This window comes from Streptococcus sp. 10824, from assembly GCF_013276595.1.
Lineage (GTDB): Bacteria > Bacillota > Bacilli > Lactobacillales > Streptococcaceae > Streptococcus > Streptococcus pseudopneumoniae.
Genome location: NZ_VMLH01000115.1, coordinates 1 through 8,770, shown reverse-complemented (window position 1 = coordinate 8,770; position 8,770 = coordinate 1). Strand labels below are relative to the sequence as shown.

Annotated in this window: 9 protein-coding genes and 1 pseudogene; 6 read left to right on the top strand and 4 right to left on the bottom strand. The window is 36.2% G+C overall.

The genetic code is table 11. The annotated features are described in order from the left end of the window. Nucleotides 1–114 (top strand): annotated as a pseudogene (locus tag HT701_RS09845) (amino acid ABC transporter substrate-binding protein); the annotation flags it as partial. 330 nt (nt 115–444) lie between these two features. Here the strand turns inward: HT701_RS09845 and HT701_RS11895 are convergent. Further along, nucleotides 445–513, bottom strand: a complete 69-nt coding sequence (locus tag HT701_RS11895; RefSeq protein WP_341774917.1) for a hypothetical protein — start codon at nt 511–513, stop codon at nt 445–447. Between the two features lie 304 nt (nt 514–817). On the opposite strand from HT701_RS11895, the gene HT701_RS09835 reads away from it, so the two are divergent. The 5 genes from HT701_RS09835 (at nt 818) to HT701_RS09815 (ending at nt 4,705) form a co-directional block, all read left to right on the top strand. Beyond that, nucleotides 818–1,210, top strand: a complete 393-nt coding sequence (locus HT701_RS09835) for a hypothetical protein (protein ID WP_050223172.1) — start codon at nt 818–820, stop codon at nt 1,208–1,210. Nucleotides 1,211–1,357: 147 nt separating this feature from the next. Beyond that, the gene (locus tag HT701_RS09830; protein ID WP_050223173.1) at nt 1,358–2,434 is read left to right on the top strand and encodes a hypothetical protein; all 1,077 of its coding nucleotides are present in this window, start codon (nt 1,358–1,360) and stop codon (nt 2,432–2,434) included. Then, nucleotides 2,435–3,256: a hypothetical protein gene (locus HT701_RS09825; protein WP_000771482.1), complete on the top strand. Its 822-nt coding sequence runs from the start codon at nt 2,435–2,437 to the stop codon at nt 3,254–3,256. 4 nt (nt 3,257–3,260) lie between these two features. Further along, nucleotides 3,261–4,088 carry a hypothetical protein gene (locus HT701_RS09820; protein WP_000402862.1) on the top strand — a complete coding sequence of 276 codons (828 nt, stop codon included), beginning with the start codon at nt 3,261–3,263 and terminating at the stop codon, nt 4,086–4,088. Between the two features lie 2 nt (nt 4,089–4,090). After that, entirely contained in the window at nt 4,091–4,705 is a 615-nt protein-coding gene (locus HT701_RS09815) for an ATP-binding cassette domain-containing protein (RefSeq protein ID WP_000130637.1), read from the top strand. Nucleotides 4,706–4,896: 191 nt separating this feature from the next. Here HT701_RS09815 and HT701_RS09810 read toward each other — a convergent pair whose 3' ends face one another. From HT701_RS09810 to HT701_RS09800, 3 genes are all read right to left on the bottom strand, one after another. After that, nucleotides 4,897–6,372: an ABC transporter substrate-binding protein gene (locus tag HT701_RS09810; protein WP_172931476.1), complete on the bottom strand. Its 1,476-nt coding sequence runs from the start codon at nt 6,370–6,372 to the stop codon at nt 4,897–4,899. A gap of 190 nt (nt 6,373–6,562) precedes the next feature. After that, entirely contained in the window at nt 6,563–7,486 is a 924-nt protein-coding gene (locus HT701_RS09805) for a carbohydrate ABC transporter permease (RefSeq protein WP_000818350.1), read from the bottom strand. Nucleotides 7,487–7,498: 12 nt separating this feature from the next. Next, nucleotides 7,499–8,428, bottom strand: a complete 930-nt coding sequence (locus tag HT701_RS09800; protein ID WP_007284784.1) for a sugar ABC transporter permease — start codon at nt 8,426–8,428, stop codon at nt 7,499–7,501. Nucleotides 8,429–8,770: the final 342 nt, after the last annotated feature.

Sequence of the window (8,770 nt, the reverse complement as noted above, 5' to 3'; positions counted from 1 at the left end):
TTTGCTAAAGAGTATGAAAAAGCGATTAAAGAATTAAAAGAAGATGGAACTCTAGCTAAACTTTCTCAAAAATACTTCAAAGAAGATGTTTTTAGCTACGTTGATAGAGATTAGATGAGCAGTCAGGCGGTTATACTCTTCGAAAATCTCTTCAAACTACGTCAGCTTCACCTTGCCGTAGGTATATGATACTGACTCTGTCAGTTCTATCCACAACCTCAAAACTGTGTTTTGAGCAGCCTGCAGCTAGCTTCCTAGTTTGCTCTTTGATTTTTATTGAGTATTAAAATAAGGATAAGAGAAAACAGGAATATCTATATCCTTGTGCCCAAAAAACCACTGCCTCCCCCAGATAAGCCTGAGGAAAGCAGTGATTCTTATTTTAGGAGTTAGGAATGAATACACGAAATCAATTTAGCTGATTATTTTTTGTTTTTCAAGAATTCATCGTATTGTTTTTTGCATTTCGTTCAATACTTTTTCGTAGGAACCTTCAGATTTCAATTTTTCCATCAATTCTGGAATCGCTTTATCTGGGTCAAATATAATAAAATGAAATAAGAATCGAGCAATTTAATTTTGGAATCCAAATCAATTTATAACAATATTTTAGAAGAGATGCTGTACTATTCTAAATTCAATATAATAATTTAACCATATTTTATGAGATATGTAAATCTAATAACTTATTTTATAAAGACATTATCACATTCGAATTACAAATCACAAATACTTTATTTTGCGGTTGACATTATAAAAAAAAAGTAGTACAATGTAAATGAAATCGATTTCACTAAAATACAAAGGAGGTATTGTGATGACAAATTTGAAAAAATGCATCGCATTAGGACTGGGAGTCGCTTGCTTACTCCCCTTAGCTAGTCAGACTGTTTCTGCTAGGATGGTATATTTTGATCTTCATGTTACACGCGAAGACTATTCCGTTAGTAGCCGAAAAACTGAAAAAACAGACGGCTCCCCTGCTGTTGCTAATATCACAGGTGGTCTTGGTTGGGGAAAAAAGGTCAGAATTCGCGCTTGGACTGCTGCTGAGGATGAGCCTGCAACTGAGATGAAAATAGCTGATTCAAATGGTCGCTATAATCTTCGCTATAACAATGGTTATGGAACAATTGGACGCTATTATTATCTCAACGCCTCTAAATATGGTTGGCTCAATTCGAATATAACAGGACGTTTTGACCCTTAATTCGTCTCAAAACAAAAAGTAACAAACATTGGGTTATTCGCTAGTTTATCATGTGAGCGCTCACTAGCCTAACGCCCCCTTCTAAGAGTAGAGGCATCATCTAAAAAGTATCATGTCTCTGCTCCTTTTTTAAAGGAGCTTTTTACTATGAAAAAATACCTATTATTTCTACTTATTCTTCCCTTTATCTTTTTAACAGCTTGTCAATATAGCCAAAAGCAAACAACTGAGATAAATAAGGAAAATCTTCCCATAAAAGAAGGTTATAAAGAGATAACAGAGCAAATCTATCTATCAGACCAGATAGATACCTCCTATAAAGAAGAATTGCCTTTTTGGGACTCAAAAAAAGGAGACAAAGAAACATTGGTAACAGCTATCCAAAATTTTATGGGAAGCGATAGTGAAATTAGTGAAATTATTGCCGATAAGAATCCTTTAACCAGACTCCAAAAAGGAAAGACCAGAGCAGATATTACCGTCAATAAAACTGGATCATGGATTCATTTAACATCTGATCAAATATCAGATCTATCAAGTGTTTTCCACAACCTACGATTAGACGCTATTGAAAATAATCTAAATCTAACCGACTTTAAAGAAGAACTTCCATTTTCAAAAGAAGATGGTGTTAACAAAGTTAAGCAATTTCTAAATACCCTCCAATTAGGATTTGACGATTATGATTATCTCATCTACGCTATCTCAAAAGAAACACTCCTTGAGTATCTCCCAACCTACGAAAGAAATGCCAAAGAATTAAAAGGAACAAAGATAGACAAAAACAATCTGACTGATATGTGCTATGTTACTGTTTTTCCAAAACTTTCTAGTAAAAGAGTTATTGATGGCGAAACTCAGCTAGGTTCATCCGGAGAGATTAGTTTTATTCATGGTCCTGACCTAAACTTTATCATCACCCAAGCAGGGATTCAAGGAATTGATTTATCTGGTGTTATCTTACCGACTCAAAAAATAGATAAAATGGCGACTCTTTCTGTCCAAAAAGGATTAGACGTCTTAAAAGAAAAATACGAAAATTTGATTTTGGACAGTCCAATTTATATTGAGTCATTTACAATTGAGTATATACCTATTCCCACTCAAGAAAAAGAACTCTATGGAGGAAATCTCTATCGTCCCTTCCTAATCTTTACAATCAAAGAAAAAGATCGTATAGATAAAGCAGTTATCGATCCCACAAACTGGAAAGAGGTAAGTTAGATGAAACTACTTCTCCCCTTTAAATATACGCTAAAAGATTGGAGGATTTGGATTGGACTACTCTTTTCCTTAGTAGTTGCATTGATGATGTCCTATACAGATCTAACAATAAAATTAGACGGAAGAAATTCACTTGCAGTCCCTGATTATTTCATGCTCTCCTTCTCTAGAAATCTAGCAATGTCATTATATATCTTAACAGCAGCTTCCACTGTAGTAACAGACTTTTCACAAGACTACCATCAAAATAGACTTCCTTTTTTACTTAGTCGTATGTCTCTGCGACAATACGCTTCTTCCTTCGTCAAACGGTTAATTTTCCGTTCTTATTTTGTAGGACTGACCTTAGGATTCTGTTTTTTAATTCTCCTCTCCTTTTATTTTCCCCTCACTAATTCTCACTACTCATCTACTTTTAGCAATCAGTGGTTGTTAAATCAAGGATTTATATTCCTTTTCTACTTCCTTCTCATTAGTCTAATTGGACTCTATTTTGCATTCTTTACTCTATTAGGTGGAGTTCTTTCCGTTTTTTACCCTAATGTGTTAATGGTCTATCTTCTTCCAAGTACAGCCTGGTTTGTCCTCACAACATTTGGTTTAGAGAGAGTTCTCCCTTTTTTTACTCTACCACATATCGTCTTAACGACAGATGATTATTTACGAGAAGGGCTAGCATATTTTCAAGTAGGTGACGAAAACTTTCGAAATATTTTTTCGTTGCTTTATCCTTATATTTTCTTAACTCTATGGGCACTTTTGTCAATAGAGATCATTCGACTAGCTCTTAAAAAACATTGGCATTTTTATGATAAGGAGTAATCTTATGGAGATTATACGTGTAGTAACTATTCTCTTAAAACAACAATTCACCTTTAAACGATTGTTGCCTATCTTAATTTTCTTTCACCTCTATACTTTGATTTTAATGCTACCTTTTTCTAATTTAGCTAATCACTTCAAAGAAACTTATCCTGTCAGCATTGTAACTGTTCTCTTCACGAGTCAATGGTTCACTGCAATTTCTATTTTATCTGTCATACTACTATTTAGCAATCTTCCTTTAAAAGATACTTTCCAGTTTTGGTTAATCTTAAAAATCGGACAGAAAAAGTGGATGCTCTCCCAGTTTATTTATCTGCTTATCGCGAGCTTAATCGCTTCGATTTACCAAATCATCAGCATTTTAATCACTTTTCTCCCTACACTACACCTTTCAAATCATTGGGGACGTCTCCTACCCTCCCTAGCTCAAGGACGCATTTCATTTCCGGAAGGTGTTGATAGCATGACGCATCTACGCTCAATTATACTGCAATATTATTCTCCCTATGGCGCTTTTTTTCAAATATTCTTATTGTTATTCCTTATGTTCATATTGATTGGGGGAGTGATTTTCGTTTTCAATAGTTATTATTCTAATTTAGGAAATACCTTAGCCTGTGGATTAGTTATTGTAGAATTATTTATTACAGAAGCTTCACGTTTCTGGATTAAATTTTTATCTCCTTTAACTTGGCTAGACTTCCATTATATTAAATACGAAGCCCATTCTGGCTTACTATCCCTACCAGAAATAATTACTCGTATCCTACTTTTATACCTTTTGCTCACCATAATCCTAGTTGTTATGAAAAAAATAAGGAGACAATAGATATGACAGACTTACATTTAAAATCTATTCGTAAAAACTATAAACACAATGTAATTTTTGAAGACCTTTCCTTTGAATTTTCCAGTGGAAATATATACGGAATTGTTGGATATAACGGTTCAGGAAAAACAGTTTTACTCAAGTGTTTAGCGGGATTAGAAGGTATAACTGAAGGAAAAATCGAATTAGATGGAAACATACTTGGAATAGATTTTCCCTTCTTACCAAGTGTAGGTGTTATTATTGAGACTCCAGGATTTCTGGAAGGTTATTCTGGTTTTGATAACTTACATCAACTAGCTCTAATCAAAAATAAAATAGGAGAGAAAGAAATCATTCAGAGTATGATAGATGTAGGACTCGATCCTAGTTCTTCTAAAAAAGTAAAACACTACTCTTTAGGAATGAAACAAAAATTAGCTCTAGCACAGGCTTTTATGGAAAATCCAGATATATTACTCTTAGATGAACCAATGAACGGACTTGATAAGCAATCTGTTCAAAAAATTCGAGAAAAATTACTCCACCTAAAAGAAAAGGGGAAACTTATTATTCTAGCTTCTCATATAGAGCAAGATATCGAATGTCTCTGTGATGAAGTTCTATACTTGGGATAAGAATGATTTATTACAGAGACAACACTCCTCATAAAATAGCAATTTTATACAAAAAGACCAACTATACCTGAATTATATTAGTTGGTTTATTTTTCATTCAAAAAATCACTGCCTTCCCCAGATAAGCCTGAGGAAAGCAGTGATTCTTATTTTAGGAGTTAGGAATGAATACACGAAATCAATTTAGCTGATTATTTTTTGTTTTTCAAGAATTCATCGTATTGTTTTTGCATTTCGTTCAATACTTTTTCGTAGGCACCTTCAGATTTCAATTTTTCCATCAATTCTGGAATCGCTTTATCTGGGTCTACAGTACCAGTGTTGATAGCTGTATCGAATTGTTGCATTGTGTTAGAAATAGCTGAGATTTCAGATTTCACATTGTCAGTATTGAAGATAAATCCAAGCGCTGGAGATTCTTTAGCTTCTGCCAATTCTTTCTTAGAATCTGCAATTTGTTGATCTGTAACGTTTTCGTTGATGTAAAGGATCCAGTTGTTACCAGTGTTCCATCCACCCATGTGAGTGTTTCCTTTGTAGCCATCAAGAACGCGAACACGGTTTTCTTTACCTTCAATTTTTTCCCAGTTCTTGCCTTCTGGACCGTAAACAAGGCCGTTCAAGAGTTCTGGGTTCGTATTCAAGAGGTTCAACACTTCCATTGATTTTTCTTTGTTCTTAGAGTTGTTTGAGATGACAAAGTTAGCAACTTGTGTTGTTTGGTTTTTCTTGATGAAGTTAGTAATTGGTTTGATTTGGATATCTTTGTTGGCAACACGTGAAAGCAAGCTGTTACCGTAGTCAGCTGGTCCTACTGTTTCTTCACGAACGAACCAAGTATCTTGTTGAAGGTCAAATGAAGTATCGCTTGTTGCTACGTCTTTTGGAATGTAGCCAGCTTCATAGAATTTGTGAAGAGTCTTCAAGTGTTCTTTGAAACGAGGCACTTCGTAACGGTTTACAACTTTAGTAGTATCGCCTTCAAGGTCAATAACGAATGGAAGACCGTTTGCTACTGGGTAGTCAAAGTTATCAGATGGGATGAAAACTTTACCAATAGCAAATGGTACTACGTCTGGAGCTTTTTCTTTGATTTGTTTCAAGACTGGCTCAAGAGTTTCGTAAGAAGTAACACCTGAAATATCGATACCATATTTGGCAAGGAGAGTTCCGTTGAAGGCAAAGTTTTGAGATGATGCAACGTTGGCTGCAACTGGAACAGCGTAAATTTTACCGTTTACAGTATTACCCTTGATATAAGCTGGGTCAAGTGCCTTGTAAAGGTCTTTACCTTCTTTTTTGTACAATTCTGTCAAGTCAGCATAAGCACCTTTTTGAGCATTTACAATATAGTTATCTGCAAAGGCAATATCATAGTTTTCACCAGATGATGTGATAACTGACATTTTCTTACCATAGTCACCCCAGCCAAGGTATTGGATATCCAATTTGGCACCAATTTTTTCTTCGATGATTTTGTTGGCATTTGCTAACAATTCATCCAAGTTGTCTGGTTTGTCACCGATTTGGTACATTTTGATAACAGGTTTGTCACCTGAATCAGCAGCTTTTTTGCTGTTACCTGTCAAATTTCCACAAGCAGCAAGACCTGCAGCCAAAGCGACTACACTAGCAGATGCAAAAGCATATTTTTTCCAGTTTTTCATGATAAAAACTCCTTTTTTTATTTTTAAACTTATAAACAATGTAATGATCTTATACTCAATGAAAANNCTGACGAAGTCAGTAACATCTATACGGCAAGGCGACGTTGACGCGGTTTGAAGAGATTTTCGAAGAGTATTAACTTCACACAAGGGAAGTTGGGAACTGAGAAATGTTCTTTCTCAATAAGCACTATTCTTTCACACCACCGATAGTCAAACCTTTTACAAAGTAGCGTTGGAAGAATGGATACAAAATCGCGATTGGAAGGGTTGCAACCACAACCATGGCCATACGACCTGTTTCTTTCGGTAGAGCAACTCCCAGTTGACCAGTCAAGCCGACCGCTTTGGCAATGTAGTCCATATTTTGTTGGATTTGCATGAGCAAATATTGTAATGGATACAAGTTGTCACTCTTGATGTAAAGAAGGGCGTTGAACCAGTCATTCCAGAAACCAAGTGCTGTCAAAAGCGTGATGGTTGCGATACCTGGTAGTGACAATGGCAAACAGATTTGGAAGAAAATCCGAGCCTCACTGGCACCATCGATACGAGCCGATTCGAGAATGGCTTCTGGAATAGTCTTCTTGAAGAAGGAACGCATCAAGATGATGTTAAATGGTGAGAGAAGCATTGGAACAATCAAGGCCCAAACAGTATCCCCAAGCTGAAGCACACGGGTCACCATGATATAACCTGGTACCAAACCAGCGTTGAACAACATACTGAGAAGGACGAAGATGGTAAAAAATCTGCGATACTTAAATGTTGTCCGTGAGATAGCGTAGGCATAGGTTGTTGTGATAAAGACATTTGTAAATGTCCCAACTACGGTTACAAAGACAGAAATGAAGAGGGCTTGTAAGATTTTATCCTTAAACTGTGCCAAGAACTCAAAACCGTCTAATCCAAATTGGGATGGGAAGAAGCTATAGCCGTATTGGAGGAGGCTTTTCTCGTCCGTCACTGAAATAATGATAACGAATACGAAGGGTAGGATACAAGAGAGGGCAATCAAACCCGAAATGGTACTGAAGAAGATATCTGCTTTCTTACTGAAGGAGTGAATGCCGACATTATCAATTTTTTCTTTTTTAATTTTCTTTTCTGCCATATTCTCCTCCTTTTAGAACAAGGCTGAGTTTGGATCAACTCGTCTTGCCAGTAAGTTTGATAGAACCACCAGAATCAAGCCGACTACTGATTGGTAGAGACCTGCTGCTGAAGCCATCCCAATATCCGCTGTCTGGGTCAAACCATTATAAACATATACGTCCAAGACGTTGGTTACGTTATAAAGCTGACCAGCATTGTGAGGGATTTGATAGAAAAGACCGAAGTCTGCACGGAAGATATTTCCGACTGCAAGGATGGTCAATACAGTTACCAGCGGTGTCAACTGCGGAATGGTTACGTTGCGAATGCGCTGCCATTTGCTGGCTCCGTCCACTGTCGCTGCTTCGTAGTAGGTTGGATCAATTCCCATGATTGTCGCATAGTACATGACACTGCTATATCCAAAACCTTTCCAAATACCTAAGAAAAGTAGGAGATAAGGCCAAATTCCCAAATCAGCGTAGAAGTTGACTTCTTTGAGACCAAGACTCTCCAATAGATGATTGAACACCCCTTTATCAATATTTAGGAAGGCATCTGTAAAGAAACTGATGATAACCCAAGACAAGAAGTAAGGGAACAACATAGAAGTTTGGAAAATCTTCACCATTCTCTTGGAACGGAGTTCACTGAGAATAATGGCAATCCCTACAGATACAACTAAACCTAGAAAGATAAAGCCAAGATTGTAGAGGACCGTATTTCGTGTGATAATAAAGGCGTCTCTTGAACTAAATAAGAATCTGAAATTATCGAGTCCGACCCATTTACTATTTATGATACTATCTATGAAACCATTACTGGTCATGTGGTAGTCTTTGAAGGCAACCACGTTCCCAAATACTGGAATGTAGAAGAATAGAATCAACCAGAGTGCCCCTGGCAAAACCATCAAGAGAAAGATCCAGTTGTCTCTCAAGGTTTTTGAAAACTTATTCATAATTTCCTCCCTTTTTATTTTGATATCCATCTAAAAATTCTTTTTTAGACTTTTGATAACGATTACATTATTAGTATACTCCTATTTGCAGATTAGGTTAAACTCCTAATTATAGAAAAAACTCCACAAATTATGTAGCAGATTTAAAACTTTATCACCACTATCAAACAAATGTCCTAAATCAATTGTTTATTTTATCTCTATTAGCCCAGTGATGGCGTCACTCTGTTACCCTGTGCTAGTCTCTCAAACTAAATTTTAGGACAACTGACGCTAGCTAGTATTTTCAGAAGAAAAGTAACCGTCCAATAACGAAGTATATGGAAAAATCTCCAGACTAGA

Coding starts and splice junctions, on each gene's coding strand:
- HT701_RS09835 (WP_050223172.1), top strand. CDS start 818: ATGACAAATTTGAAAAAATGCATCGCATTAGGACTGGGAGTCGCTTGC.
- HT701_RS09830 (WP_050223173.1), top strand. CDS start 1,358: ATGAAAAAATACCTATTATTTCTACTTATTCTTCCCTTTATCTTTTTA.
- HT701_RS09825 (WP_000771482.1), top strand. CDS start 2,435: ATGAAACTACTTCTCCCCTTTAAATATACGCTAAAAGATTGGAGGATT.
- HT701_RS09820 (WP_000402862.1), top strand. CDS start 3,261: ATGGAGATTATACGTGTAGTAACTATTCTCTTAAAACAACAATTCACC.
- HT701_RS09815 (WP_000130637.1), top strand. CDS start 4,091: ATGACAGACTTACATTTAAAATCTATTCGTAAAAACTATAAACACAAT.
- HT701_RS09810 (WP_172931476.1), bottom strand. CDS start 6,372: ATGAAAAACTGGAAAAAATATGCTTTTGCATCTGCTAGTGTAGTCGCT.
- HT701_RS09805 (WP_000818350.1), bottom strand. CDS start 7,486: ATGGCAGAAAAGAAAATTAAAAAAGAAAAAATTGATAATGTCGGCATT.
- HT701_RS09800 (WP_007284784.1), bottom strand. CDS start 8,428: ATGAATAAGTTTTCAAAAACCTTGAGAGACAACTGGATCTTTCTCTTG.